The sequence below is a fragment of the Citricoccus sp. K5 genome, from assembly GCF_902506195.1.
Classification (GTDB): Bacteria; Actinomycetota; Actinomycetes; order Actinomycetales; family Micrococcaceae; genus Citricoccus.
This window is the reverse complement of sequence record NZ_LR732819.1, coordinates 1-26,104: the sequence shown is the minus strand read 5'-3', so window position 1 is coordinate 26,104 and position 26,104 is coordinate 1. Positions and strand designations below refer to the sequence as shown.

At 65.9% G+C, this 26,104-nt stretch carries 28 protein-coding genes; all 28 read left to right on the top strand.

The genetic code is table 11. The annotated features are described in order from the left end of the window. The first annotated feature begins 271 nt into the window (after window positions 1–271). The 28 genes from terL (at window position 272) to BOSE125_RS17015 (ending at window position 25,830) form a co-directional block, all read left to right on the top strand. Complete coding sequence (gene terL, locus BOSE125_RS17150) at window positions 272–1,750, top strand: phage terminase large subunit (protein ID WP_159555435.1); 1,479 nt, start codon at window positions 272–274, stop codon at window positions 1,748–1,750. Window positions 1,751–1,766: 16 nt separating this feature from the next. Next, on the top strand, window positions 1,767–3,362 hold the full coding sequence (locus BOSE125_RS17145) for a hypothetical protein (RefSeq protein WP_159555433.1): 1,596 nt from the start codon (window positions 1,767–1,769) through the stop codon (window positions 3,360–3,362). Beyond that, on the top strand, window positions 3,362–3,538 hold the full coding sequence (locus BOSE125_RS17140; protein ID WP_159555431.1) for a hypothetical protein: 177 nt from the start codon (window positions 3,362–3,364) through the stop codon (window positions 3,536–3,538). Before BOSE125_RS17145 ends, BOSE125_RS17140 begins: the two co-directional genes overlap by 1 nt. A 12-nt stretch (window positions 3,539–3,550) precedes the next feature. Then, the gene (locus BOSE125_RS17135; protein WP_159555429.1) at window positions 3,551–4,594 is read left to right on the top strand and encodes a phage minor head protein; all 1,044 of its coding nucleotides are present in this window, start codon (window positions 3,551–3,553) and stop codon (window positions 4,592–4,594) included. Between the two features lie 171 nt (window positions 4,595–4,765). Beyond that, window positions 4,766–6,004, top strand: coding sequence for a hypothetical protein (locus BOSE125_RS17130; protein WP_159555427.1), 1,239 nt, complete (start codon window positions 4,766–4,768; stop codon window positions 6,002–6,004). 2 nt (window positions 6,005–6,006) lie between these two features. Beyond that, on the top strand, window positions 6,007–6,348 hold the full coding sequence (locus BOSE125_RS17125) for a DUF2190 family protein (RefSeq protein WP_159555425.1): 342 nt from the start codon (window positions 6,007–6,009) through the stop codon (window positions 6,346–6,348). Between the two features lie 14 nt (window positions 6,349–6,362). Continuing rightward, window positions 6,363–7,472, top strand: coding sequence for a Mu-like prophage major head subunit gpT family protein (locus BOSE125_RS17120; protein WP_159555423.1), 1,110 nt, complete (start codon window positions 6,363–6,365; stop codon window positions 7,470–7,472). A gap of 103 nt (window positions 7,473–7,575) precedes the next feature. Beyond that, complete coding sequence (locus BOSE125_RS17115) at window positions 7,576–7,944, top strand: hypothetical protein (protein ID WP_159555421.1); 369 nt, start codon at window positions 7,576–7,578, stop codon at window positions 7,942–7,944. After that, on the top strand, window positions 7,938–8,387 hold the full coding sequence (locus tag BOSE125_RS17110; RefSeq protein WP_256376004.1) for a DUF6093 family protein: 450 nt from the start codon (window positions 7,938–7,940) through the stop codon (window positions 8,385–8,387). The genes BOSE125_RS17115 and BOSE125_RS17110 overlap by 7 nt, the downstream gene beginning before the upstream one ends. Beyond that, entirely contained in the window at window positions 8,387–8,740 is a 354-nt protein-coding gene (locus BOSE125_RS17105) for an HK97-gp10 family putative phage morphogenesis protein (protein ID WP_159555417.1), read from the top strand. Before BOSE125_RS17110 ends, BOSE125_RS17105 begins: the two co-directional genes overlap by 1 nt. Beyond that, window positions 8,740–9,186: a hypothetical protein gene (locus BOSE125_RS17100; protein WP_159555415.1), complete on the top strand. Its 447-nt coding sequence runs from the start codon at window positions 8,740–8,742 to the stop codon at window positions 9,184–9,186. Before BOSE125_RS17105 ends, BOSE125_RS17100 begins: the two co-directional genes overlap by 1 nt. A gap of 9 nt (window positions 9,187–9,195) precedes the next feature. Next, window positions 9,196–9,402, top strand: coding sequence for a hypothetical protein (locus BOSE125_RS17095; RefSeq protein ID WP_159555413.1), 207 nt, complete (start codon window positions 9,196–9,198; stop codon window positions 9,400–9,402). 2 nt (window positions 9,403–9,404) lie between these two features. Next, window positions 9,405–9,647 (top strand): hypothetical protein, encoded by a 243-nt coding sequence (locus BOSE125_RS17090; protein ID WP_159555411.1) that lies wholly within the window; start codon window positions 9,405–9,407, stop codon window positions 9,645–9,647. A 2-nt stretch (window positions 9,648–9,649) separates the two neighbouring features. Beyond that, window positions 9,650–10,207 (top strand): hypothetical protein, encoded by a 558-nt coding sequence (locus BOSE125_RS17085; protein ID WP_159555409.1) that lies wholly within the window; start codon window positions 9,650–9,652, stop codon window positions 10,205–10,207. Window positions 10,208–10,306: 99 nt separating this feature from the next. Further along, window positions 10,307–10,522, top strand: a complete 216-nt coding sequence (locus tag BOSE125_RS17080) for a hypothetical protein (protein WP_159555407.1) — start codon at window positions 10,307–10,309, stop codon at window positions 10,520–10,522. Continuing rightward, window positions 10,515–11,075: a hypothetical protein gene (locus BOSE125_RS17075; RefSeq protein WP_159555405.1), complete on the top strand. Its 561-nt coding sequence runs from the start codon at window positions 10,515–10,517 to the stop codon at window positions 11,073–11,075. Before BOSE125_RS17080 ends, BOSE125_RS17075 begins: the two co-directional genes overlap by 8 nt. Continuing rightward, window positions 10,988–11,452 carry a hypothetical protein gene (locus BOSE125_RS17070; RefSeq protein WP_159555403.1) on the top strand — a complete coding sequence of 155 codons (465 nt, stop codon included), beginning with the start codon at window positions 10,988–10,990 and terminating at the stop codon, window positions 11,450–11,452. Before BOSE125_RS17075 ends, BOSE125_RS17070 begins: the two co-directional genes overlap by 88 nt. Before the next feature lie 12 nt (window positions 11,453–11,464). After that, the gene (locus tag BOSE125_RS17065) at window positions 11,465–15,019 is read left to right on the top strand and encodes a phage tail tape measure protein (RefSeq protein WP_159555401.1); all 3,555 of its coding nucleotides are present in this window, start codon (window positions 11,465–11,467) and stop codon (window positions 15,017–15,019) included. Next, complete coding sequence (locus tag BOSE125_RS17060) at window positions 15,016–15,801, top strand: hypothetical protein (protein WP_159555399.1); 786 nt, start codon at window positions 15,016–15,018, stop codon at window positions 15,799–15,801. The genes BOSE125_RS17065 and BOSE125_RS17060 overlap by 4 nt, the downstream gene beginning before the upstream one ends. Before the next feature lie 9 nt (window positions 15,802–15,810). Beyond that, complete coding sequence (locus BOSE125_RS17055; protein ID WP_159555397.1) at window positions 15,811–16,926, top strand: hypothetical protein; 1,116 nt, start codon at window positions 15,811–15,813, stop codon at window positions 16,924–16,926. Window positions 16,927–17,436: 510 nt separating this feature from the next. Then, window positions 17,437–20,958 carry a hypothetical protein gene (locus tag BOSE125_RS17050; protein ID WP_159555395.1) on the top strand — a complete coding sequence of 1,174 codons (3,522 nt, stop codon included), beginning with the start codon at window positions 17,437–17,439 and terminating at the stop codon, window positions 20,956–20,958. Window positions 20,959–21,088: 130 nt separating this feature from the next. Continuing rightward, on the top strand, window positions 21,089–21,544 hold the full coding sequence (locus BOSE125_RS17045) for a hypothetical protein (protein WP_159555393.1): 456 nt from the start codon (window positions 21,089–21,091) through the stop codon (window positions 21,542–21,544). Window positions 21,545–21,568: 24 nt separating this feature from the next. Further along, window positions 21,569–21,841, top strand: a complete 273-nt coding sequence (locus BOSE125_RS17040) for a hypothetical protein (RefSeq protein WP_159555391.1) — start codon at window positions 21,569–21,571, stop codon at window positions 21,839–21,841. A 2-nt stretch (window positions 21,842–21,843) separates the two neighbouring features. Continuing rightward, on the top strand, window positions 21,844–22,755 hold the full coding sequence (locus BOSE125_RS17035) for a M23 family metallopeptidase (RefSeq protein ID WP_159555389.1): 912 nt from the start codon (window positions 21,844–21,846) through the stop codon (window positions 22,753–22,755). Between the two features lie 2 nt (window positions 22,756–22,757). Next, window positions 22,758–23,078 (top strand): hypothetical protein, encoded by a 321-nt coding sequence (locus tag BOSE125_RS17030; protein WP_159555387.1) that lies wholly within the window; start codon window positions 22,758–22,760, stop codon window positions 23,076–23,078. A gap of 153 nt (window positions 23,079–23,231) precedes the next feature. Continuing rightward, window positions 23,232–24,056 (top strand): M23 family metallopeptidase, encoded by an 825-nt coding sequence (locus tag BOSE125_RS17025; RefSeq protein ID WP_159555385.1) that lies wholly within the window; start codon window positions 23,232–23,234, stop codon window positions 24,054–24,056. Between the two features lie 313 nt (window positions 24,057–24,369). Beyond that, window positions 24,370–25,101 carry a hypothetical protein gene (locus tag BOSE125_RS17020; RefSeq protein ID WP_159555383.1) on the top strand — a complete coding sequence of 244 codons (732 nt, stop codon included), beginning with the start codon at window positions 24,370–24,372 and terminating at the stop codon, window positions 25,099–25,101. A 99-nt stretch (window positions 25,102–25,200) separates the two neighbouring features. Next, window positions 25,201–25,830, top strand: a complete 630-nt coding sequence (locus tag BOSE125_RS17015) for a helicase associated domain-containing protein (RefSeq protein ID WP_159555381.1) — start codon at window positions 25,201–25,203, stop codon at window positions 25,828–25,830. Window positions 25,831–26,104: the final 274 nt, after the last annotated feature.

Sequence of the window (26,104 nt, the reverse complement as noted above, 5' to 3'; positions counted from 1 at the left end):
GGTGGGTTGAGGGTCCTGTTCGCGCTAGATACTCCCCACCATCGGCCCCCACTTCACGGTGTGGACAGCCCGGACCGAGCATCGACGAGAACCGCCGGCAGCTAGAACACACCGTGAACACTTCAACAGCCCCGTTGTCTGGCAGGGGGCGACCCGGACGCAATGCATATGCGTCAAGGTGCGAACGGGCTACCCCAAACGCTGGGACGCCGGCGGGCCCGCCACTGTCAACCAACTTCAACACCGAGGATCGGAGGACGGAGGCCGCACCATGGCAGCGGCATCCGTGTGGGAGCTGGCGGCCCAGAAGTTCGAGAAGACGGCGCCCGAGTACGCCAGCCCCTTGGACATGGCCACCGCCCTCGACCCTCGAGTGGTCCGCACCCCAGCACTGGACCTCATCAACCAGCGCCTCGTGGAGACCATGAACAAGCCGGACGGCCGGCTCATCATCTCCATGCCACCCCAGGAGGGCAAGAGCCAGCTCGGCTCCCGCCGCTTCCCCCTCTGGGCCCTGACCCAGAACCCCGATCTGCGCGTGGCCATCGCCTCCTACGAGGCCAACATCGCCCGCCGCTGGGGCCGCGTCATCCGCGACGACCTCAACCAGTACACCGACCGGCTGGGCCTCCGCGTCCGCCCCGACCTGGCCTCACAGGCCGAATGGCAGCTGGCCAACCAAGAGGGCGGCGTCTTCACTGCTGGTGTCGGTGGGGCCATGACCGGCCGCCCCGTGGACCTCATGATCATCGACGACCCCGTGAAGGGCCGCGAGCAGGCCGACTCCCCCACCATCCAGGAGAAGACCTGGACATGGTGGACCGACACCGTCCTGACCCGCCTCGCCCCCGGCGCCCCGGTCATCCTCATCTTGACCCGCTGGTCCGAGAACGACCTCGCAGGGAAGCTCCTCGACGATGAGCCGGACGTGTGGGAGTTCCTCAACATCCCAGCCCAAGCCGAAGGCGACAACGACCCCCTCGGCCGTGATCCTGACGAGTTCATGATCTCCGCCCGTGGCCGCACCACCGCCCAGTGGGAAGCCCGCAAGCGCTCATCCGGCCCCGTCACCTGGGCCAGTCTCTACCAGGGCCGGCCTTCCCCGGCTGAGGGTGGGATCTTCCCCACCGACTGGCCGACCTACGACACGCCCATCTGGGTGCAGCACGACGACGGGCGCCGAACCGTCCCCGGAATCGACCGTGAAGACCACGAGCTCATCCAGTCGTGGGACCTCGCATTCAAGGGCGGCGACCGGTCGGACTTCGTAGTCGGACAGGTCTGGTTGCGAGTCGGAGCCGACGTGTACCTGCTGGACCAGATCCGTGGCCGCATGGACTTCAACCGAACCCTCCAGGCCGTGAAGGACATGACCGCGAAGTGGCCACAGGCCGGCGCGAAGTTCATCGAGGACAAAGCGAACGGCCCCGCGGTGATCAACAGTCTGTCCCAGTCCATCCCCGGGATAATCCCGGTGGAACCCGAGGGCGGCAAGGTGGCCCGCGCCAACGCCATCAGCCCGTTCGCGCACGCCAAGAACATCCACCTGCCAGCCGCGGCCCTGCTGTCCAACGTCCAGGACCTCCGGGACGAGGCCCTCAACTTCCCGAACGCCGCCCACGACGACACGATCGACGGCATGACCCAGGCAGTCAACCAGCTACTCCTGCGCCCGCTCACCGGCGGCCCGCAAGACCTGGATGAACTGGTCCCCGACACAGAGATGGATTGGTCCCTCTCCCCCTACTGACCGAAGGAGGCCGCCCGTGGGCATTCTGCAGACGCTTGGTCTCCGCCAGTCCCCCGCCGTCCGTGAAGCTCTTACTGCCGGGCCGGACCCGGTCGTGGTGGCGGAGGTGGATTCTCTGACGTTCAAGTTGGAGAAGGCGCAGGAGGCCATCGCGGACCTGCAGCGGGACAACGCCGGCTGGGCCCGCATCGGAGCCGAGACCGTGGAAGTGGATCACTCCACCCTCGTGTCCAACGCCAACCTCGTACGGGCCTTCTCCGGGATGAACCCGCTCATGGTGCGGGCCAAGGCCATCCGTGGCGCCTACGTGTGGGGCGCCGGCTGCACCATCACCGCTCCCGACAACGGGCAGATCGAGGGGCGCCGCTCCCAGGACGTGTCCGCCATCGTGGACGCCTACGTGAAGGACGCCGGGAACAAGGCGGCCGTGTTCGGTGAACAGGCCCGCATGGACCTCGAGGGCGACTTGTTCGACGACGGCAACGTGTTCGTCGGCCACTGGGTAGACCCTCTGTTGGGGACCGTCATGGCCCGCGTCATCCCGTTCGATGAGGTCACCGACAAGCTCACCGCCCCGGGAGACCGGGCCACCACCCACTACTACCTTCGTGAGTGGACCGAGCAACTGAACACCGAGGGCACGCCTCGCCGGATGGCGGCCTGGTACCCGGACATCGACTTCGACCCGATCAACAAGCCCTCGGTCATCAAGGGGAAGCCCGTTCTGTGGCCGGGCAAGACCACCCCCGGGTACGGTGGCGGCGCTGCGATCTGCCACGTGAAGGTCAACGGGGCCGGCCGATCCCGCAAGTGGGGTGTCGGTGACGGCTTCCCCGCGATCCCGTACGCCCGCATGTACAAGGAGTTCTTGGAGGACTGCTGGAACCTGTACAAGGCGCTGTCGAAGATCGCCCGTGTGATCAGCTCGAAGACCGACAAGACCCAGACGGCCCGCGCCGCTGCACAAGCCACCAACGGCCCGGCGGGTGGCACCCTGTACGGTTCCGACCTGCAGGCGAACACCCCGTCCTACTCCGGAATTGAGCCGGTCAAGGGCCGCCCGTTCGCGTCCATGGTCGCCGCGGCCACCGGTGTAGCCGTCACCATCCTCACCGCCGACCCCGGCCAGGAAGGTGCCCGTGCTGTCGCCGAGACCCTGGACAAGCCCATGCGGCTCACGTTCGAGAACCGGCAGAAGCTGTGGGCCGAGTTCATCCGCGCCTCCGTTGGGTACCGGATCAAGCAGTCCGTGAAGGCTCCCCGCGGGGAGTTGAAGGGCCGCATCGAACAGGTCCGGGACCGCACTCAGGTGGTGTTTGCGGACGAGACGGACCAGACGGTCACGGTGGACTTCCCGCCAATCGAGGATGACAACCTCACCATCCTCATGGATGCCGTGAAGATCGCTGACGAGACGGGCAAGATGCCGCCGGTGGAGATCCTGCGGCTCATCCTGCGGGCGTTCAACGTTGAGAACGCTGACGACATCATTGATGACGCTCTTGACGATGACGGCAACTGGATCGACCCCAACCAGACCGCAGCCGACGCCGCAGGGCAGGCCGCGGCCAATGCCCTACGCAACGGCGGAAACCCGGCGGACGTCCTGTGATGTGGGTCCACGCCGCCGGTTGGCTACTGCTGTTCGTCGTCATTGCGGTCCTGCTGCTGGCCATCACCTACCAGCCCACGGGCAAGGTCGGCGGGTATCGGCCGGAGGACCCACCGAGGAAGCCGCCCGCGCCGCCGACCGACCCGGGGAGCTCGTCGCACCGAGGAACACTCTGAGGGGGTGCCCGCATGGCTGTAACCGATGAGGTTGTGCAGCTGGTGCGGGCATCCCGTGACCGGACCGTAGAACTCACCGACCAGCAGGTCGTCGCCATCACCCGAGGATGGGTCGATGCCTGGGACGAGCTCACCCCCAAGTTTGCCGACGCTCTCACCGTCTTGCTGGCCACGGACGCCGACACCATCCCAGCCAGCGTGATCGCGAAAGACCGGCGCCTCGCCCAAGCCCTGGCCGCCGCTCGGTCCCGCCTGGACGAGCTCGCCGCCCTGACCAAGGTGACCATCACCAACGACCTCGGCACCGCAGTCCTGGACGCCGTAGACGCGCACCTCGCCTCACTGCAAGCCCAACTCCCGCCCGAGGCCCCCGGGGTCACGCTCGGCACCCTGAACGATGACACCCTGGACGCCATCGTGGCCCGCTCCACCCAGCAGATCGCATCCACCACCGCAGCACTCGCCCCGGCCGCTGAGGCAGCCATGCGCGCCGAGCTCATCCGCGGCATCACCGTCGGGGACAACCCGAACACGGTGGCCCGACGCATCATGACCCGCACCGAGGGAGCGTTCAACGGTGGCCTCGCCCGGGCCGCCCGCATCGCCCGAACCGAAATGCTCGACGCCGGCCGGGCCGCCAGCCGTGCCAGTGCACAAGTCAACCGGGACCTCATCACCGCCCGCATCTGGATCGCATCACTCGACTCCCGGACCTGCGGATCCTGTCTCGCCCAGCACGGCACGGAATGGCCGGTCGATCAGTTCGGCCCCGAGGACCACCAGCAGGGCCGGTGCACGTTCGTGGACAAGACCAAGACCTGGGCGGAGCTCGGCTTCACCGGCATTGAGGACGACGAGCCCGACCGGCCTGCCGAGCGAGACGACTGGTGGAACAGCCTCACCGAAGAGACCCAGGACCGCGCCCTCGGCAAGACCCGGGCCGACCTACTCCGCAACGGGGATGTCACCTGGGCGGACCTATCCACTCGCCACGAGAGCCCCGACTGGCGGCCGTCCTACAGCCTCACCCCAGTGAAAGACCTACTCCCCCAGTAGGTGCGCCCGGTAGTTCGCCGCGGGCCGGTGCTCCACCGCCCCGCAAAACCGGCACTTCACCCACATCGCCCCACCGAACGACGCCAAATGCACACCGTCAAGCACCCACTGGTGCCCATCCGGGGTGCACACGTTCGCGTCATCATCCACCCCAACAGCCTAGGAGGCATCGTGGCGACTCTGCTACAGCAGCGCATCCATGAGGCCACGACCACGGCGCCGGCCAACACCGGTCCGGGCCGTGTTCTCCTGACCATCATCACCCCTGGCCAAGGATCGTCCGGCCAATACTCAGCAGAGATGCTCGAGCGGGCCGCCAAGGACAAGGCGTTCCCCCGAGGCACCCAGGGCCACGTGAACCACACGACCGCCATGGAAGACATGGAGCGCCCGGAGGGTGACCTCCGGAACCTTGCCCTCGTCCTGACAGAGGACGCCCGGTGGACCGGCGATGCCCTCGTCGCCGAGGCCCGTGTCGGGTCCGCGTGGCGTGACTTCGTGACCGAGTTCGGCGAGTTCATCGGGGTCTCCATCAGTGCGGCCGCCGAGATCTCCGAGGACGGCACCGTGAACCGCCTCATCCCGGACCCCTTCAACCGCGTGGACCTAGTGACCGTCGCCGGCCGCGGGGGACGCATCGCCGAGGTCCTGGAAGCGGCCCGAGTCATCGAGTCCCGCTCGATGCGGGCCACTGAGACCACGAACGGTGACCGCAACGGGTGGCTGGCGAAGGCCGTCTACGACACCCACGGCACGGACGGCTCGTACGTCTGGTTCGAGGACTTCGACGACGACTACGTCTACTACTCCACCGATGAGCGGTACACGACTCGCACCTACCGGCAGACGTACACCGTCGACGGGTCCACCGTGACGCTCGAGGGCGGCCCGGAGCCGGTGCGCCGCCGCACCGAGTTCGACCCCATTACCCCCACAGATTCCCCGTCCGGTCCGGCCGGGGTCAACGAGAAAAAGGAGGGCGCCACCATGGCGACCATCGATGACAAGGAACTCGCCGACCTGCGCGAGTCCGCCGGCCGGGTCACCGCGCTGGAGAAGGAACTGAAGGACGAACGCGACGCCCGCGAGGAAGACGCTCGCAAGGCCGCCAAGGAAGCAGCCGAGGCCCGCAAGGACAAGGCCCTGGCCGCCGTCACCGAGGCGTTCGGCAAGGACGCCCCGAAGTTCTACGTGACCGCCGCCGAGTCGGCCGCGAAGGACGACGACTACGACCACGACGCGTTCGCCGCCATGGTCACCGAGGCCGCAGCCGCCCGTGAGTCCGCCAACGGCGCCGGCACCCCCTCCGGCGTCGGCGACACCGCCGCCACCGGCTCCGAGGACATCACCCCCGAGTCCGCCAGCAAGGCCGTCGCTGAGGCGTTCGGCCGCAACGTGAAGGAGGCCTGACCGTGGCCAAGAACATGCGCCTCCCCGAGGCACTGCACATCTCCCTGCCCGTCCCCGCCTACGTCGTCCCCGGTTCCCCTGTGGCCGTCGGCGCCTTCCGCGGCATCGCCCAGACCGAACGATTCCCCGACGGCACCGCCACCGTGTGGCTCAACGGCTCCGCTGACGTCACCGTCACCGGCGCCGTCGCCAACGTCGGAGACCCGGTGTACATCACCGCCGCCACCGGCGCACTCACCACCACCGCCACGGACAACCTCCTGTTCGGCTTCGCACTGGCCACCAAGGCCGCCGCTGCCGGACCGGTCGAAGTCTCCCTGCTCAACGGCCCGGCACAGGCCTGAAGGAGAGAAACACCATGACCATTCTCAACACCGAAGAACTCCTCCTGGCCGAAGGCTGGGAGAAGCGCAACGCCCCCTCGCAGGGCTTCCTCACCAACATGGTCGAGGCCGCCAAGCTATTCAACGACGGCATGAAGCGGGGCAACCCCTTCAAGAAGGCCATGCTGTCTGAGGCGCTCACCCGGGGTGACTTCAACATCTACCTCGGCGCCGCCTTCGACCGGGAGATGCTTGCCAAGTACGAGGATCTGACCCCGGAGTGGCAGAAGCTCGCCCGGGCCACCACCGTGAAGGACTTCAAGCCGAAGACCTTTGTCGACCTGTTCGGCGGCCGTGGTGCCCTCGATGAGGTCAAGGAGGGTGCCGAGTACAAGGAGCGGAACAAGGACGCGGCCAAGTACGAACTGGCCGTGAAGAAGTTCGGCAACCTGTTCAAGCTGACCTGGGAGCTCATCGTCAACGATGACCTCGACGGCCTGACTCAGCTGCCGGCCGACCTGGCCCAGGGCGCAATCGAGACCGAGGACAAGGCCGCCTTCGAGGCATTCGTGTCCGCCGCCGGTCCGAAGGCAGACTTCTTCAAGTCCGCCAACGGCAACGCCGTGGACAACAAGCCGCTCACCCGCGCCAACCTGCAGGCCGCCTACGTGGCGATCAGCAAGCGCAAGGACAAGAACGGCAACCCGTCCCGGGTGGCCAACTCCAAGATGCAGCTGGTTGTCCCCGCTGCCCTGATGTTCGAGGCCGAGCAGCTGGTGTCCACCCCGACGATCCCGAACCCCGAGGGCGGGTCCGGGATGATTCCGAACCCGCTGGCCGGCAAGTTCACCGTCGTGGTGTCGGACTACCTGACTGTGGTGAACACCTCGGCCAAGGCGGACACCACCTGGTACCTGCTGCCCGCTCCGACGGCGTCGCGTCCGGCCCTCGTGGTCGCCAAGCTCCGCGGCCAGGAGAACCCGGACATCCGGGTCAAGGCCGACCAGGGCCAGCGCCTCACTGGTGGGGCCATCTCCCCGGAGGAAGGCTCGTTCGGCGATGACACGATCGCCTACCGCGGCCGCCACGTCGTGGGCGCCGGCACCCTGGATCCGATGCTGACGTACGCGTCCACCGGTTCCTGATCTTCCCCTCTGAATGGGTGGGGCATGTGAGCACCCAGCGCCAATAGCTGGCACCTCTGCCCCACCCGCCCCCTTCAACTTCATAGCGCCGGGAGGTACTGCCGTGCCCATCAACTTCACTACCCCGGTTGGACTCGTCCGTCTGAACATCACGGACCTGGACGAGAATGCCCCGCTGCTCTCGGATGACATGATCACCGGCCTGCTGGTGGCTTCCGATGAGAACGTGAACCGAGCAACCGCCCGGGCGCTGCGCATCATCGCCACCTCTGAGGTGCTGGTCGCAAAGAAGATCCGCACCCAGGACCTCTCGTCGGATGGGCCGGCGGTGGCCGCTGAGCTCCGGGCGCAGGCTGACGAGTACGACGGCCACGCCAACACTGAGGACGGTGAAGCCTCGTTCATCGGCTACGTGGCCCCCGGGCTGTCTGGCCGTCATGAAGCCGAAGAGTACGGACGCTGGCCATGGTAGGCCTCCCGAATCACCAGGTCATCCCACCGGAGTGGCAACAACACCATAGGCCTGTTGCCGAGTCCACCATGACAGGGCTTTGTCGGGTTCATGGTGCCGACGCCCCGCCGGTATGGCCGGACGTAGAGCCCAGCCCCGGTCCTGCGTACGCCAGTGACGTGCCCTGCCGTGTGCAGCAACGCACCGGCGAACGCGAGGCCGAGGTCGTCTCTCAAGACGTGAGCACCCGTGAGTACCTCGTGACCCTGCCACTTTCACGGATGCCGGACTTGACCGTCACGGGCTCAGGCCCGTACATCACCGTCACCGGGTACAAGCCCGGCCACGACGGTGACCCGCACCTGATCGGACGCCGCCTCAAGGTCACGTCCATCCAGCGCGGAACTCTCGTCTGGGAGCGTGACCTCACCTGCCTGGACGACCTCACCCAGGGCGGTGGCTGATGGGTGCAGGCGACGACATTCGGGCCCACGCCAACCGGCTACAGACCGCCCCGGGGAAACTCCGGCCCATGGTCGTGGCCGCCACCGTGAAGGCCACGATCGACACCGCCAACGGAGCCCGGGAACTGGCGCCGGTGGACACAGGCATGCTCAAGGGTTCCATCACCACGGAGACCGGAACCGACGGCAGCGCCGTCTATGGCCAGGTAGAGGCCGGCGTGAACTATGCCGCGTACGTCGAGCACGGCACGTCCCGCATGGCACCCCAGCCCTATATGTCCCCGGCATTCGAGAAGAACAGCGCGAAGTGGTTGGAAGCCCTCGGCCAGCTCGGCGGGAAGGCGGTCACCTGATGGCAGGCATCCCTGACGCTCACCCGATCTTTAAGCACATCGAAGCCCTGATCAAGACGGTCCGGTCATTCGGCCCGACCCGCGTCGACACCGGCAAAGTCCCCGCCGGGATCACCACCGTGGGCGGCCACATCCTGCCGTACTGCGTGCTCTGGCCCGGAGCCGGATCCCCCTACGACCAGGAGCCCGTGGCTGGCGGCCCGGACCTGCAGGGCCAGGAGTTCCGGTTCAACACCACCGTGGCCGCCACAGAGACATGGGCGGTCCTCGGTGCCACCGGCGAACTCAAAGCGGCCCTCACCGGCGCCCGGGTCGGCTCCGGCATCATCCGGCCGGCCCTTTCCCAGCAAGCCGCGACCGTCCTCACGGACACCGACATCTCCCCGGCCCGCCCATTCCTTCCCCTCTCCTGGACCCTGACCACCACCCGCAACCCCGAACAGTAGGAGGCCCCCGTGCCGAAGCAGTCCCCTGATGGCCGTGTGTGGGCCATCCGAAAGAACGACGCCACCAAGCAGAAGTTCCGGTGGCCCGCCCACCTCGTCGAGCTCGACGACAACCTCGACTTCGCCCCCTCGGAGAAGAACCGGCGCCGCGTCACTGAGCCCGAACCGAACACCACCCCCAAGGCCAGCCGCGTGGCCGAGCCGAAGGACGCCTGACCATGAGCAACGAGATTCCAGAGGGCTACGAGCCCGCTGAGAACGCCGCAGCCAATGACATCGTCATGGACGCCCTTGAGAAGGCGCTGGCCGCGCAGGACCGCGACCCCTACGGCGAGGACAGCCCAATCGAGCTGATCGGGCTGTCAGACGCTGTCGTCGAGGCACTGCTCAAGGCAGGCGTCGCCATTCCCGAAGGGCTGCAGAGCCCGTTCACTACACCCCTCACCCAGAAGGAGTCCTGACCATGACCGTCACCCCCATCTCTGCCCTGCCCCCGCGAACGTTCGCCGAGCAGCGCCGCAAGATCACCGTCCTCACCGCACCCCCGACCGAACCCCTCGGTGCGCTCACCGTCGCCACCCTGACGGCCGGCATGGACGCCGCCTGCCGTGTCGCCCAGGAAGGCACCCGGTTCGCGGCCACCGCCTCGGAGACACTGAACCAGCCCGCCGTGTGCGAGCCGTCCTCGGCTTCCGTACCCGCCCGCTCGAACTACGAGGGCTCCATCGCGGTGTTCCGGTACTTCGACGAGACGAACCCGGGCGCTGCCGACCCGACCGGCGACGTCCTGTTCCAGGCCCTCAAGGTCAAGGGCACCCCCGTGTACGTGGTGGAGTCCCTGACCGGCAAGGACTGGGACGAGGAGTGGGAGGCCGGCGACGAGTACTCCGTGTTCGCCGTGACCACGGACAACTGGCAGCGCCAGGCCGACCCTCACGCCGGGTACATCCACGTCACGATCCCACTGACGGTGCAGGACGCCGAACTCAACGGCGTCGTCGCAGGCACCGCCGGGGCCTGACCCACTGAACTCCCGGTCCCGGCGTGCTGATGGGTCACCGCCGGGACCGGGTCCAGCCCCTCCTGATCACCCATCGAAACCCATCAAGGAGAACCCATCATGCGACTCATCTCCCTCGGCGCGACGGTGCACGCCAACGCCGACCACATCACCCACCTGCAGACTGAACTCATACCCGAACGGAACGCAGGTGTGGTCATCATCCACCTGACCGGCGGGGCCAAGATCAACTACCAACTCGACCGCCTCGGCGTGCCACTCGCGAAGCAGGCCGACGACATCATCAAGCAGATCCAGGAGGCCGCTCGTGGCTGACCTGGACCCAGATACCTTCGACCTCACCGGATGGCTGGCCGGCCACGACCCGGACGAGTACCGGCCCCGACAGACCGTCACCGTCTACCTCATCCAGCCCGGCCTCAAGGACGAGCTCGACCGCCTCCGCGAGGAGCACACCAACCGTGACGCTGCGGTCAAGCGAGCCGAGACCGAGAAGCTGCAGCGCTCCGTCGCCGAGCCGTCCGCCAACGCTCACCAGGTGGCCCTCAACCGCATCGAGGCCCGCATGGCCGAGCTCATCGAGCAGGTCGACGAGGCGAAGCGGGAAATCACCATCATCGGCATGATCAACCCCGAAGTTGAGGCAGCCACCGCCGACATAGAGCGCAAGGACGCCGCCGGCCGCACCTACGCCCTGCTGGCCGCCTCCGCTCGAGTCGACGGCAAACGCGTCACCGTCGATGGACTCAAGGCCCTGCACTCCGCCATCGGCCAGGGCCAGTGGCAGCAGCTCGTGAACGCCTTCAACGAGGCCACCTACGGCGATCCGACCGGCGGCGTCACGGCCCCTTTCTCGCCGAGGTCCTGACCCGAGACCACGCCCGCCCCACCCTCGCCCTGCTCGACACCAGCGTCCGTTACCAGCGGGCCCCGTCGGCGTGGGTGGGCGGGGACGGGACTTGGACGGATCGGGACCACCTGCTCACCCACGCCCACACCCTCTACCAACGGATGCTCTGCCCCGACTGCGGGCGCACCCTCACCGAGTGCGGATCCGGCGCCTACAACGTCCAGACCCGCATCTGTGAGCCGTCGGCCGCCATCCAGCGCTGGCGAAAGGAGAACAAGGACCCCGCCCCCGGGATCGTCCTCTTCGCCGTGCCCTCCGAAGCCGCAGCCGACTCACCCACCGTCGCATCCGCACCCGCCTGGTGGCGCGAGAAGTACGGAACCCCAACCGAATAGAAGGAGGCCACCGTGGCGGATGAAGTCGTACGGTCACGGTTCGAGGCCGAAACCTCCGGGTACGACCGGGCGATGGAGCGGTCCGCGAAGGTCACCGACAAGTTCGCCGACTCCGCAGACAAGGCCGGCAAGGCCACCGAGCAGTCAGCGCAGAAGCAAGAGCGGGCCGCTCAGAATGCCGCCAAGGCCCAGGACCGTTCCGCTGACGCCGCCGGCCGCCTCCGCGTCGCCCAGCAGAAGCTCAACGACGCCCGCACCAGCGGCGACACCACCCGCATCGTTGCCGCCGAGGAAGGCGTGGCCAAGGCACAGCGCGACGTTGAGCGCACCGCCCAGGAAGCCGCATCCGCCCAGGACGCCCTGCAACGTGAGCTCGCTGGATCCGGGGACGCCGCACAGCAGTCAACCGGCAAGTTCGAGCGTCTCTCCAAGGCCGTCAAGGACCACCGCGGCGACATGGAGCAGGTGGGTACCGTCGCCCTCGCCGCCGGGGCCGGACTGACTGCCGCTGCGGCTGGCATGGGTAAAGCCGCCATGGACTGGGAGACCGCGTGGGTCGGCGTCAATAAGACCGTCGATGGATCAGCCGAAGAAATGGCAGCCCTCGAGGGCGAGCTCCGGACCCTCGCCACCACCCTGCCGGCCACCCACACGGAAATCGCGGCCGTCGCCGAGGCAGCCGGCCAGCTCGGCATCGCACGGGAAGACGTGGCCGCGTTCACCCGCACCATGATCGACCTCGGCGAGACCACCAACCTCACCGCCGAAGAGGCCGCCACCACCCTCGCTCAGTTCATGAACATCATGGGCACCAGCGCGGACGACATCGACAACCTCGGATCCTCCCTCGTGGCCCTCGGCAACGACGGCGCCAGCACCGAGAAGGACATCCTCATGATGGGGATGCGCGTCGCCGCCGTCGGCAAGCAGATGGGCATGTCTGAGGACCAGGTCATGGCCCTGGCCTCCGCGATGTCCTCCGTGGGCATCGAAGCTGAGGCTGGCGGTACCGCCATATCCATGGTGATGAAGAAGATCGACACCTCCGTCCGTGAAGGCGGGGACTCCCTCACCGGGTGGGCCGAAGCGGCCGGTGTCTCCGCAGAGGAGTTCGCCAACGCCTGGCAGAACCGCCCCGCCGAGGCCATGGTCATGCTCACCTCCGGGCTGGGAGACGTTGCCGCCAACGGTGGAGACGTGAACGGCATGCTCGCCGACCTCGGCGTGAAGGGTGTCCGTGAGGCAGACACCATGCTTCGCCTGGCCCAGTCCGGGGATCTGCTCGCCGAGTCCTTCGAAACTGGCGCCGAGTCATTCGCGTCCGCGTCCGCCCTGGCCGACGAGGCCTCCAAGCGGTACGAGACCGCAGAGTCCCGCATCGCCGTGTCCTGGAACAAGATCAAGGACTCCGCGATCGACGCCGGCGGGGCCATCCTGCCCGTCGTCGCGACCGTGACCGAGTCCATCGGTGGCATTGCCGAGGTGTTCTCCGCCCTGCCTGACCCGGTGAAGGCCGGACTGGGAGCCCTGACCGGTGCCGGTGGCATCGCCTTGTTGGCCGCCGGCGGGTTCCTTACCCTCGCCCCCCGAGTCGTGGACACCGTCGACGCCATGCGCGGCCTCGGTGTCACCGGCGCCCGGGCAAAGTCGGCACTCCGTATCGGTGGTATCGCCACCGGTGCCGCGGTCGGAATCACTGCCCTCGTGACCGGCCTGACCGCCCTCTACAACTCCACACGAGACGCTGCACCTGGCGTGGAGGAAGTCGCCAACGCCACGCTGAAACTCAACGAGGCCGGCGACTCGGCCGACCTGGACAGCAAGTTCGACTTCTCCGGAATCACCACCCACGTCAACGGGTTCGGTGACGCGCTCAAGCGCATCGACCTGTCCAACCCGATCAAGCACGTCCAGTCCTTCGGCGACACCGTCTTCCAGCAGGACAACGTCATGTCACAGGTGCGGGACACCATCACGTCCCTGGACCAAGCGCTGGCCACCATGGACGCCGAATCGGCAGCGCAACAGATGAACGCCCTGCGCATCGAAGCGGAGTCCGTTGGCCGCATGGACCTGTCCTCCTGGACCGAACTGCAACGGGTATTCCCGGAGTACGCGAAGGGCGTGGAGGCCGCGGCCAACGCCACCGGGCAGGCCACGTCCGAGGCGGACCTGTTCCAGGCCGCCATGGGCAACCTCCCGGCGCACATGCAGGCCGTCGCCGAGGGCGGAGAAGCCGCAGGCGAGGGAGCCGCGGCCGGCGCCGAAGGAATCAACGAGCTCGGAGAAGCGGCCGAGGAAACCGAAGAGTCCCTGTCGGACATCGTGGACGCCATGATGACCCTCGGTGTCATCAACCGCGACGCGCAGGCGGCCACCGATGCTCACCAGCAGTCCCTCCGGGACCTGGCCGAGTCGTTCAAGGAGAACGGCATGTCCATCGAAGGGAACACCGAGAAGGCCGCGGCCAACCGCGCCGCCACCCGCGAGGTCGCCGAGACCGCGTGGGACGCTGCGGCGGCCCTGGCAGAGCAGGGGGCCGCGCACGGAGATGTTCGTGCCGAGCTCGAGTCCGGGTATGCCGCCCTGTACGAGACAGCGCGTGCCTCTGGGATGAATGCCACGGCCGCCGAGGAATGGGCTAAGGCCCAGCTTGGCATCGACCGGGACGTGGAAGTGTCCACGTGGATGGATGAGTCTGCTGCTCGTATGGCCGAGTTCACCGGGCAGGCTGTCGAAGCCATCCCTGGGTACAAGGGCGTTACCGTCGCTGTGTCCGAAGACGGCACCGCCGGCTCCGTGCAGGAGAAAATCAACGAGGTCACCGGCAAGACGGAGCACATCTTCGTCACCGAGGACGGAACGACGATCGATGTCCAGGCGAAGATCCGGAACATCAACGGTGTCGAACGCACCGTCTGGGTTGATGACAACGGCACCGTGTACGGGACCCAGCAGGACATCAACAACATCGAGGGCACCGACGTGGTCGCCCGCGCCCATGCCGAGACCGCGGCTGCTGAGCGTGAGTTCGCCCAGTTGGCCCGGACCCGGTCAGTGAAGTTCGTGGCGTCCGGGCTGAACAACCTGAGCAGTTCCCTGTCCGGGATGATGAACCGCTTCGGTGGCTACACAGGCGGCATGGTGGGTCGAGACTTCGGCCTGCCGCGCCTGGCCAATGGCGGGCGCCTGCCCTACTACGGGTTGGGCACGGACACCATCCTCGGCATTGGGTCCCACGGAAGGCCGACAGCCCTTGTGGATGATGGCGAATTTGTGGAGCCGGAGCCTATGACGCGGAAATACCTCGGAGTGCTTGAGGCGATCCGGGTGGATCACCCATCCATCCAGCACCTCGCCGGACTGCAGGGCGGGGGCACGGTGGGCCGGGAGTGGTCGGGGTCCTCGATTAACGTCGGCCTCGACTACGAACGACTGGAGGCGTCACTGGGTGGGCGTGGCGGTCCGCAGATCAATCTCGGGGGCATCCACACCATTGATCCGACAGCGGCGGCCAAGGTCGCTGTGGGGGATCTGCAGCACGCATTGGAGGTCAACGGACTATGAGCCAGATTGTCTACGTCGATGGGGTGAACATGTCGGCGCTGCCGTATGGGGTAAGGGCTACGGTCACGACCTTGGACGGCTGGTGGGATTCGCCGGAGACGCGTTCCCAGTCAGTCCCCCGCCTGGCTCGGGGCGGAGATTTCGAGGCCCCGGTCTATGACGAGGCTCGGTTCATCGAATTCGCGGCCAACATTCACGCGCCGTCGCACGAGTCCATGCACAAGATCGGCATGGTCTTCACTGGCATGTTCCGCCGCAATGGCGGGCGGGGTGCGTTCCGTGTGGACGATCACTGGCCGGGTCAGTATCAGTTCGCCAACGTGGAGCGTGCCTCCTCGATCCGGTTCACGCCGATCACGGACAAGCTGGCGCGGCTGTCGATGACGCTGAAGGCCCCAGACCCCTACAAGTACGGGATCCGCAACGAGTTCAACGGCGTGCCGGGGACCGCCATCGACATCCACCATGACGGCAATGCTGAGGCGTGGCCGATCTTCGTGGTGTCTGGGACGTTCCCCGGTGGGTTCACGGTGTACGGGTCCTCGACCGCCCCGATTGCGTTTACGGACGCCATCTGGCAGTCCGCAGGCGATGTGGTGACGATCTACTCCGGCACAGGCGAGGTCTACCTGAACGGCAACCCGGCCCCCGGCGGGTCGGTCGGACGGTCCACGCTGACGTCTGTGGCGCCGAGTGAGTCCCGCCGGGTGAACGTTATCCCCCACGACGGGGCGAACAGCACGGCCACGTACCTGGTCCGGCTGTACGACACCTACATCTAAGGAGGCCGCGTGGAGCGGGACTGGCGGTTCTTCATCGTGAGCACGAACAGCGGGGTCGTCCATCGGGAGATCTACCCGTCGGCGTTCAACGGGGACATTTCCTTGAACACAGGTGTCGGCGGATCGGTCACGATCCCACTGGCGTCCGTTCGCGACGCGGGCAAGTCGTACTGGGAGTCGCTGACCCTGCCGACCATCCGGTCCTTGTTCGTGACCTACAAGGGTGTCGCCGTGTGGGGCGGTGTGGTGTGGAAGCGGAAGTACACCAAGTCCGCGAACACGATCACCCTGACGATGCAGGATCTGTGGTCGGTGCTGAAGCGCCGCTACCTCATCCGGGCTATCACCCGGCCTGCCGAGTCCCATCTCCAGTTCGGGCCCTACTCCTTGGTGACCGCTGCATGGAAGATCGTCCAGTTCGCCAAGGATGACGCCACCTGGCGCGATGACCTGCCGATCATCTTCCCGTCCAACACGGTGGCTGGCGACACGGTGCTCAACTACCGGGGGTACCAGGCCATTACGGTGGCCGACGCGGTGGAACAGGTGATCGGTTGGTCCGGCGGACCGGATGTCTGGTTCAAGCCGGAGCGCAACACCTCTGACAGCACGGGCCGGTTCCACTGGCGGATGCAGTCCGAGGCCGCCCTCAACATGGACCACCAGATCGACGTGAACCTGGTGGGCTCGGGCGTGGACTACGAGGTCGAGCACGATGCCGAGAACGTGGTGAACAAGGCGTACGTGTTCGGTGTCGGCAACGGGTCCAAGACCGCGTCCGCGTCCGAGTTCCGCCACGAGACCCAGTACATCCAGTTGGACGGGGCGTGGATGGATCGCAAGACCCACCAGCGCCACCATCTCGTCCGCTTCGCCGGGGAACGGGTCCGCCGGAACGCCGACATGAACTACACGCACCGGATGACGATCCACCCGGATGGGTTTCCTGGCCTGCTGAACAACAACGAGTCCGCGCTGAGGATCGTGCCGGGCATGGTCGTGAACCGCATCTCGGACGACTCGGACCCGTTCCTCAACCCCAATAAGTCGTTCCGGCTGGCCGGTTACCGGCTGTCCGTCGGCGCGAACGGCGCAGACCCCATTGAGCTTGATCTGAGAGGATGACCAGCTTTGGCAGACCGTAACCCCCTCACCCTGGATCAGGGTCCGATGGTGACCACGATGAAGGCACTGGACCGCCGTGCCAGGTCTCTTGAGGCAGGGTTCTCCCTGGCCAACTCGTCCGTGGATGACGGCGAGGTGATGGTCATCGGCCCGGGTGGCCACATCGAAGGCCTGCCGCTAGAGGACATCCCAGTGGATACCGTCCCGCCGCAGGCCCCATCCAAGCTGGTGACGGCAGAGCGGTACGGTGTCCTGTTGCCGCAGTGGGACGGGCTGGGTGAGGACGGCCAGTCGATGCCGGACGACTTTGCCAGCACCACCGTGTACGCCGCCCTGTCAGCCACCGCGCCTGACGATGAGTGGGAGGCCGTAGGCACCCTTGGTGGCGGCGGCGTGCTGCCGGTGGCCGGCCGGGAGGCTAACGTGCCGGTGTTCTTCCGTGCCATCGCTGCCGATACCACGGGCAACCGTTCCGATCCTGGTCCGGCGTCTGACGGGGTGGCCCCCTCCGTGCTGGTCAACGTGGACGACATCAAGGCCGTGCTGGCCGCGGCCCGTGAGGAACTGGCGGAGTACGCGGAGACGGCCGACGCCCGCATGGTCACTCTGGACCAGAAGGCCACAGAAGCCCGCACGGACATCGACGCCGCTGTCAGCCGGCAAGGTGAGCTAGAAATCATCCTCGAGCCGCTGCCCGGTCAGGTGGAAGCGGCAGAGAAGAACGTCGAGATCGCGACCAACGCCGCCATCGCCGCCGAGGCACGGGCGACCGAGGCCAACAACAGGGCGATGACCCGGCTGGCCAACGGCAACTTCGAGGCGGGATTGCAGTACTGGACCGGCAATGCTGTTCTTGCCGACGAGGGCCATTCCGGCTCCCACTCCGCGCTCATCGGTTCAGTGGGCGACGGGATCACGCCAGAGTCGTTCATGCCCGTTGTGGAGGGGCAGATCTGGGAGCTGCAGTATTACTTCAAGGCAGCAAACGATGCCGCTGTCGGGGCGCAGATCGTGGCCGCCCTGATGGACGAATCCGGGGCGTATGTATCTGGGTACTGGAGGAATACCGAGTCCACCATGGACTGGCAGGATTCCGGCGCGCTTCGGTACACACTTCCAGCCGACGTAAATATGGTGCGCCCTAGGATCTTTCGGTCCGGTCTGGCAACCAAGGCGGCTCACTTTCTGATTGACGACGTGGTCCTCCGTGATGTGACCGACGTGGTCCGCCTCGAAATCGCCGCGCAGGAGGCCAAGAAGGCCGGCACGGATGCCCAGTCTACGGCCGCCGCACTGCAGCTCCGCGTGGACGGCGTGGACACCCGCCTGGAAGCCGCAGAGGGGCGAACCGAGGCTGTGGCCGGCGAAGCCGCCGAAGCCCTGTCCGATCTGGACGCCGCCCTCACGCAGGCGTTCCAGCAGGGTGACACGGCCGCGAAAAATGCCGCCATCCAGGCTGCCGCCTCCGACGCTACGACCAAGGCCAACAACGCTCGCACCGCCGCTGAGGCTGAGGCCAAACGACTCGCCGAAGCGGAGGCCGCTGCCGCCCAGTCTGCTGCTGAGGCGACCGCCGCTGCCGACGCCAAGACCAAAGCCGACAAGGCCCTTGCCGACGCCAAGCTCGATGCCACCAGCAAGTCCGGAGCGGCGCAGACCGCAGCGGAAGCGGAGGCTAAACGGCTGGCTACCGCCGCAGAGAACGCGGCCAAAGCTGCTGCTGCAGCCGACGCGAAGGCTAAGGCTGACGCTGCTCAGGCTGAGGCCATCAAGCAGGCCAAGGCTGACGCGACGACCAAGGCTGATGCCGCTCAGGCAGAGGCCCTCCGGCTGGCCAAGCTCGACGCTACGGCGAAGGCTGACGCGGCCAAGAGCGGGGCGATCAGTGCTGCCGCTGCTGATGCTCAGGAAAAGTTTGATGCCGCCATGTCCGCCGCTGTCGAGGCCTACAAGTCCACCGAGAATATGGTAGCCAACGGCTCGTTCGAGCAGGGCTGGACCGGATGGAACCGCGAGCACTCCGGTGGCACTGTTGACACCTCTGTGTCCCGTTCTGGCGGATCTTCTTTTCGGACTAACAACAATGGCGCGGCAAGCCAGGCAGAGTTCCCCGTGCAGGCCGGGCAGATCTGGCGCTACTCGTGGTGGTACAAGACCGAAGCTGGATTCATCTCTGGCACTCCTGGTGGTTTGCGGTTGCGTGGCAAGGGGGCCGCTGGCGTCCTGACCGACGTGGCCTCTACGGCCATGACAGAAAGCCTTGACTGGAAGCATCAGGCAGTTGAGTACGTTGTACCTGCGAATGTGACTCACTTGGCGGCGCGCTTCGCGTTCGCAATGGGTAGTACTCAGAAGAACATCTGGGTTGACGACCTCGAGTTGAAGAACGTCACCGATGTGAAGAGGCTTGAGCAAGCTGCGCTGGCCGCGCAGAACAGGGCCGACAGCGCACACGGCGAGGCCGGCAAGGCGTGGAACCACGCCGATGCCGCGATGGATGCCGCCGCGACGGCGAAGTCCGACGCTATCAAGCACGCTGACAGCCTGCCGAAGGTGCTGCACGGCACGGCCGGCCCGTCGGGCACGGCTCCGAACGGCTCAATCTGGTGGCAGCACCAGAGCACCCTGTCCGGTCGTGTCATTGGCCAGTGGAACCGGGTGAACAACGCCTGGGTCTCCACCCCGATCGACAGTGCGGCCATCGCCAACCTGGACGTGGGCAAGCTGACCGCCGGCAGCGCCGAGGTGGCCGAGCTGGTCACGCAGAAGCTCCTGGCCAACCAGGCGATCATCAACCGCCTCACGGTCGGAATCCAGGCGTGGATCAGTGGCGTCCTCATCAAGGATGGGGCTATCGACGCCTCTAAGATCACTGTCACCGACGAACTGATCACGGACATCTTCGGGGCCAATCGGGCGCTGATCGAGGACGAGTTGGTGGTGCAGGGGAGCCTGTTTGCCAATAACGCCACCCTTATCTCGGCAGCCATGAAGACCCTCTCCGTCACGGAGAAGGCCCAGTTTGCCGACGCCTATGCGGATCAGCTCTACGCGGCTATGGCTGTTATCGAGAGGCTGCAGGCCACTGAGGCCTGGATCGGCGGGACACTCCTCAAGGACGGGGCTGTCACCACTGACAAGATGACAGTGACGGAAACGCTGTGGGCGGCGCTGGGCCAGTTCGTGGAAATCACGGCAGGCATGATCAAGGCCAATGCCTTCGAGGGCCAGACCTTTACCGGCGGCCGCTTCGTGGGCGCGCTGTTCGAAACACTGGCCGCAGCGAACCGGGGACTGAAGTGGGACGGCCAGGGCATTCGGTCATTCGATCCGAATGGCAATCTCATGTTGCACTTCGACTCCGCGACGGGCAAGCTCATCGTCGGGCCTAACGGCATCATCGAGGGCGGCAAGATCCAGACCACGCCCGTGCCGTCCGACCATGTGGTCGGGGCCCACAACTCGGTCTACATGAACACGAACGGCATCAGCGTCGGCACTGCTGGCGCGCAGTCCGGCGACGCGCTCTGGTACGTCTCCGCCCGCGACGGGCACATGTGGGCCGCCGAGGCGCAGATCGACCGGCTGGTCGGCGGCCTCGCACTCGAAGGACCGGCCTACTCCTACGCCGCTGACGGCAACTGGAACATGCCACAGCCTGTCGAGTCCGAGGCGCAGCTCACCACGAAGGCCTACGTCGATAAGCAGGCGGGCGGCCAGTGGGCTTTCATCCCCCTTCGGAACGGCTGGACAGCATTCGGTCAGGGCTATGCCGGGCCGCAGTGGCGCCGTGAGGGAAAGACCGTTCGCTTGCGTGGGGTCCTCAGCGGTGCCATGGCCACCACTGCCATGTCGGTTCTGCCCGCCGAGGCGCGGCCGACATACCCGCAGCTGCTCAATGTCCGCGCATGGACAGCCCAAACGGCGCCCTACCGCCTCAACATCGCCACCGACGGCACCATGTCCCAGACCGGACTCACCACCGTGCCGTCCTGGATCTCCTTGGACGGCGTCACCTACCCCATCGACTGACGCAACGGCACCCACTAGGTCGACCTCATCCGGTCCACCATTCACGCCCTGATCACCACAATCCGAGCACAACCAGAACAGAGGCCCTGACCACACCGGTCGGGGCCTCTGCCATGCTCAAGGAGGGCAGATGACGCAAGCCAACGTCCTCGAACCAGCCGGGACCGGCGCGCTGCGCCGGCTCTGGCTCCGCATTCACGAACCCCGTGTCGTCGCCCTCATCCACTTCTTCACGTACACCGTGCTGCTGTGCGGCGGCATCGCCGCCCTCTGGGATCCGCCCACATCCATCGCCGGACAGATCGGCCTAATTTCAATGCTCATGCTGGCCGGAATGCTCGCCATCGGCGGCGCAATCGGGGCGGTGGCCGTGCTGCCCGGATGGTGGTGGGTCGAGCGCTACGCCACCATGCTCATCGTCACCGCGGCCACCATCTACGCCGTCATCATCGGCACCCTCCAGATCACCTCAGCCGGCAACCGGCTGCTGCAGCTGTCCGTCGTGCTCGGACTGATAGGCCACGTCATCGTCCGCATGGTCCGCATCTGGGACCGGCCATACGATCCGGCACGCCGAAACCGCTGACCACAGCGAGAGGGAGGGGCCAGCGTGGACCCAGCAATCATCACCGCACTCATTTCCGTACCCGGAGGGTTCATCCTCAAGGCCGCCTATGACGGGATCCGTCAATGGAGCGTCGGCAAGAAGGACGAAGCCCAGCGGATGGCCACCAAGCTCGACGAGGCCCGAATAGAGGCCGGCAGGTCCCGCCGGTTCTGGTACCTCTGGCGCGAACACGCCCACCTGGTCCGCCGACTTCTCATCGACAAGGGAACCCCCTACCAGGAGCTGCCACCCATCCCCGAAGACCAGGAGAACTGACCATGCCAGTAGAAGACCGATCCCGGTTCACCAGCGCCTTCGGGAAGCGTGACATCGACAACGGGCCACGAGACCACTGGGGCGTGGACTTCGGCGGCCCTACGCCCGGCGAGTCCGTGTTCGCCAAGGCCGCAGCAGATGGCGTCATGGAGTGGATCAAGACCATCCCACTGCGCTCCGGCCCGGCCATCGGCATCCGGCACCCGGACGGGTCACTGACCGCCTACCTCCACACCCGCCGCCACAAGGTCAAGCCGGGCCAACAGGTCAAGCGCGGCGAGGTGATCGCCGAGACATGGCACACCGGCATCCCCCTGTCCAACGGCATCCACCTCCACTTCGAATGGTGGGACGACTACCGCGACCACCGCAGCGTGTTCAACCCTCTCAGCAGGCTCGCCCAGTACGGGTGGGTCATCAAGGACGGTCGGCTCTACGACGAATGGGACGGCCGCGCCACCGCCACCCCGTCCAGTTCCACCGATAAGCCGTCCGCCATCATCCCCGCAGCACCAGCACCCCAAGAAGGAGAACTCACCGTGAGTGATGTCAGCAAGATCATGCATGAACTGGCCCAGATCCGAGCTCAGATCTCCGGTGGCCACGTCCAGCAGCTCGGTAAGCACGACGAAGAGGCCGCACGGGACGCCGGGGACAGCCTCGCTGACACCCTCGCCGAGGTGCGCTCCACCGTCAACGAGCTCCGCGCCATCGTTGGCACCACCAGCCGCACGTCCGCATGGGTCATCGACCCCGAGACCGGTCAGCAGGTCGAGGTCTACCTCTCCGGCGTCCTCCAGCGCATCGACGGCAAGCTCTCCGCGCTCGTGGAGTCCGCCGAGAACGCGGGCACGGTGGAACCCGACCGCGTGCGCACCCTCGCCCCCGCCGTCAATACCGTGAAGGAGGCCTGACCATGGCTGTCACCCAGCTCGCACCCGGCACGCCGACTCAGGTTGCTCACCCGGCGAAGACCACGGTCCGCACCGTGGTGCAGACCCTCGTGGCCGTGGCCGTCGGCATCGTGGTCCTCGGCCCGCCGATCATCGACGCCATCGTCCAGGAGGAGGGCCTGCCCGAGCAGACCCGCGGCCCGCTCCTGGCCGTCTCCGGCGTCGTCGTGGCCATCGGCGCGATCGCCGCCCGCATCATGGCCATCCCCGGCGTCAACAAGCTGCTCGAGCGCATCGGCCTCGGCACCGGCGTCGAGAAGGAACCTGGCCGCCACGTCGCCTAATAGCCGGTCACACAAAGCCAACCCTGACGGCCTACATGGCCGACCTCCCCGGCGGGCCCCCACCACCTCACTCGAGGTTGGTGGGGCCCTTCCGTCTGTTAATGGTCATGTCGTCGCCTATTCACTTTTGTCGCCTCCAATGAGCCTGACAGCATGCATTCATCGCATCGCAGAACCATCGTCGAAAAAAGGTGGCGCAAATTTCGTGTGAGGGGTTTTCATGAAGCGCTCGTTGAACTACGGTTTGCAGGGAACGGCCAGGAAAATCTAAGGGAGATTCCAGGCGCATTAGACGGGATAACTTTTAGATGGGAACGCTTCATGCCCACAATTGATGGCGCCCGATTGACCGATATTTATGGGTATCGTGAATGGCGTGACGAGGATCCATACTTGGATGCGTATCATTACGGGATCGACATTGCTGGCGTCACTCCCAACACCCGCCCGGCAATTTTCGCCGCAGCTAATGGCCAAGTGGAGTTCGTCGGCTCCTATGTTGTTCCGAATCGGAATGGTCAACATATCGGCATTCGACACCCGGACGGCACGCTCTCGTTCTACGGTCACATCAGTGATCCTCGCGTGTCTCAGGGTCAGAGAGTCGGCCGAGGTCAGCGAATCGCAACGATGGGCAACACGGGTACAGCGAATGTCCACTTGCATTTTGAGTCTTGGGTGACCGATCAGACTACTCACAGAAACCCGATTTCATGGCTCAGTCAATACGGCTGGTCACTTTCGGGTGATCGTTTACGAGACACCGGTGATTTCCCGGATGATCCCACATATGGTAACTATCAGGAGGATGAAGTGCTTTTTCTTTACGGGGCCAGCAAGGGTCGAGTTCTGTCGGGCGGCGTCTTCGCCGGGGTGCACGTTTCGGTAATTGAGCAGGCACGGGCCGCAGGGATCCCGGTCATTTCGCTCACCGATGCCGGGCACGCAAGCTTGGTTGCCTCATTCGGTCTGTCCTGATTTAGCGCCTGACCTCCTCGGTGGGGTCATCGCACCTCTTAGCGTGAGTCTCTGTCTGGGATTCACTGCGCTCAAGTCATTGGGCTTCGCCCTGATGGCTGGCCTGGACACCGCAGAGATTGGCCAGGCGTAGCAAGTTCGAGTTCCGAAAAGACGGGCGAAACACATGGCGCGAAATCTGTCGCGAAGAAATGTACTCCTTGGCACCCTCATATCAGTATCTTCGACTGCCCTGGTCGGTCAAGGCGTAGCCAGCGCCAGTCCCGTCCGGAGCCCACAGGCGTCCGATTTGCTTGTGGGGCTTCAGGCGGGGATGACCGTGTCCATCGGCGTTGATGCCGGGCACGTCGGCACGGTCCACGCTGGCCGTCAGGCGGCTGCAAGAAAAAATGCCGGATCAAGCAGTAGCAAAGAGGCCTTGCGTTACAACTGGGCCGAGAATAAGGACGTCGGGGGTGATCGTGCCGCTATCGCGAGTCCGACAGAGCCTTTCGCCTACTCCAATGCCAGTGGAACGGGGCTCTATCCTAGCGGGTCCCTCCCAGGGGGCGAAGGACTCGACAGCTTAGGTCTCTGGTTGTCCCATACTCGGGCGTCAGACGGTGTTTCTGCGCAATTGTTGCCCGGTGCTGAATTCGTCTCGGATTTCTTACTCAAGGCCGAGACGCCAGATCGCAGCGAGGACATCTTTCCTGACATCCCGGAGGTTGGTCGGTGGCAAGGGCGAATTGAATCGACGATGCTGTCGAATGAATCGACGTCGGGGAAACTCGAGTTCTCCGAGCCAAAGACTGATCACTCCGAAAGTGGGTTCACCTACTTCCAGGGTCTTGTGCGGTTCACTACGGATCAGCCAGTGAACCTCGGTAGTTCCGTGACTCGCGTTGAGTTCTTGCCACGCGTGACCTGGAAGTCGGAGATGTACTTGTCCTTGCGCGTCTCTAGTGTCTTGCGATCCGGTGTGATTGAACTGCGGCAAGGTAATACCGTTGAGCGGCTGGACATCGCGCACGACGGCATCACAGATGTTCGACTGAACCGATAAGCACGACCCCGTGGGGACGCTCCAGGACGGTCGGCGCGTCCCCGCAGTCGCTAGCATTCGTCAATCTCAGCGGATGCTAGAGAAGCTAATCTGACTCGTATGACCGACAGCCCCCGCCTACTCCACCCGGAGTGGGTGCTGTTCTACCGGCAGGGCATCACCCCCGAGAAGATCGCCGAGCTCAACGACCACCCCGTGCAGAAGGTCCGTGACTACCTGGGCCGCATCACACACAAGTACCCCGAGATGGTGGCCGGCCGCCTGTACCTCCACGACCAGCCCCGGCCACGGCCCACGACGGTCGTGGATCGCGACCGTCGGTGGAAGGCCGCCCACGCCCGCGTGATGGCGTTCATTGAGGAGCACGGCCGGCGCCCGTACCGGAACTCCTACGACGATCCCGAGGGGCCCCTCTCCCAATGGCTGTCCACGCAGCGCTCCGAGCACAAGCTAGGACGGCTGGCCGTGCACCGGGCCCGGTGGCTCGACGAGACGATCCCCGGCTGGAAGACGGACACCCGCAGCCTTCACCACGACGCAGCATGGAGACTCCGCCTGATCGACGCCGTCCAGTTCCGGAGAGAGCACGACCGGTGGCCGAGGTCTGCCGGTCCGGAAGACCCACTGAGCGACTGGATCGGCCACCAGCGCACCAGACACCGCACCGGGAAACTCCCCACCGAGCAGCGCCGCGCCCTGGACCGGGACCTACCCGGATGGCGGGACTGAAATCTGTGGCGGTTCTGTGGCGGTTGAGCCGCCACAGAGGGCCCGAATGGACCACAACTTCTAGTACATCCGTTCGACTGTCCGATATGCCGACGCCCCTGGATCACCGCAATCTAGAGGCAATACAGGGGCGTTAGCAGAGGTAAGCGGGACAGGCTGGCTTGTACGCCGGGTTCTGTACCGGGAGCGGTCACCCGCTTCCCAGCGACGGCCATCCATCTAGGCCCGCCGTTGCCGGCGGGCTCAAGCGGCCAACCCGGATGCTCGGGCGGGC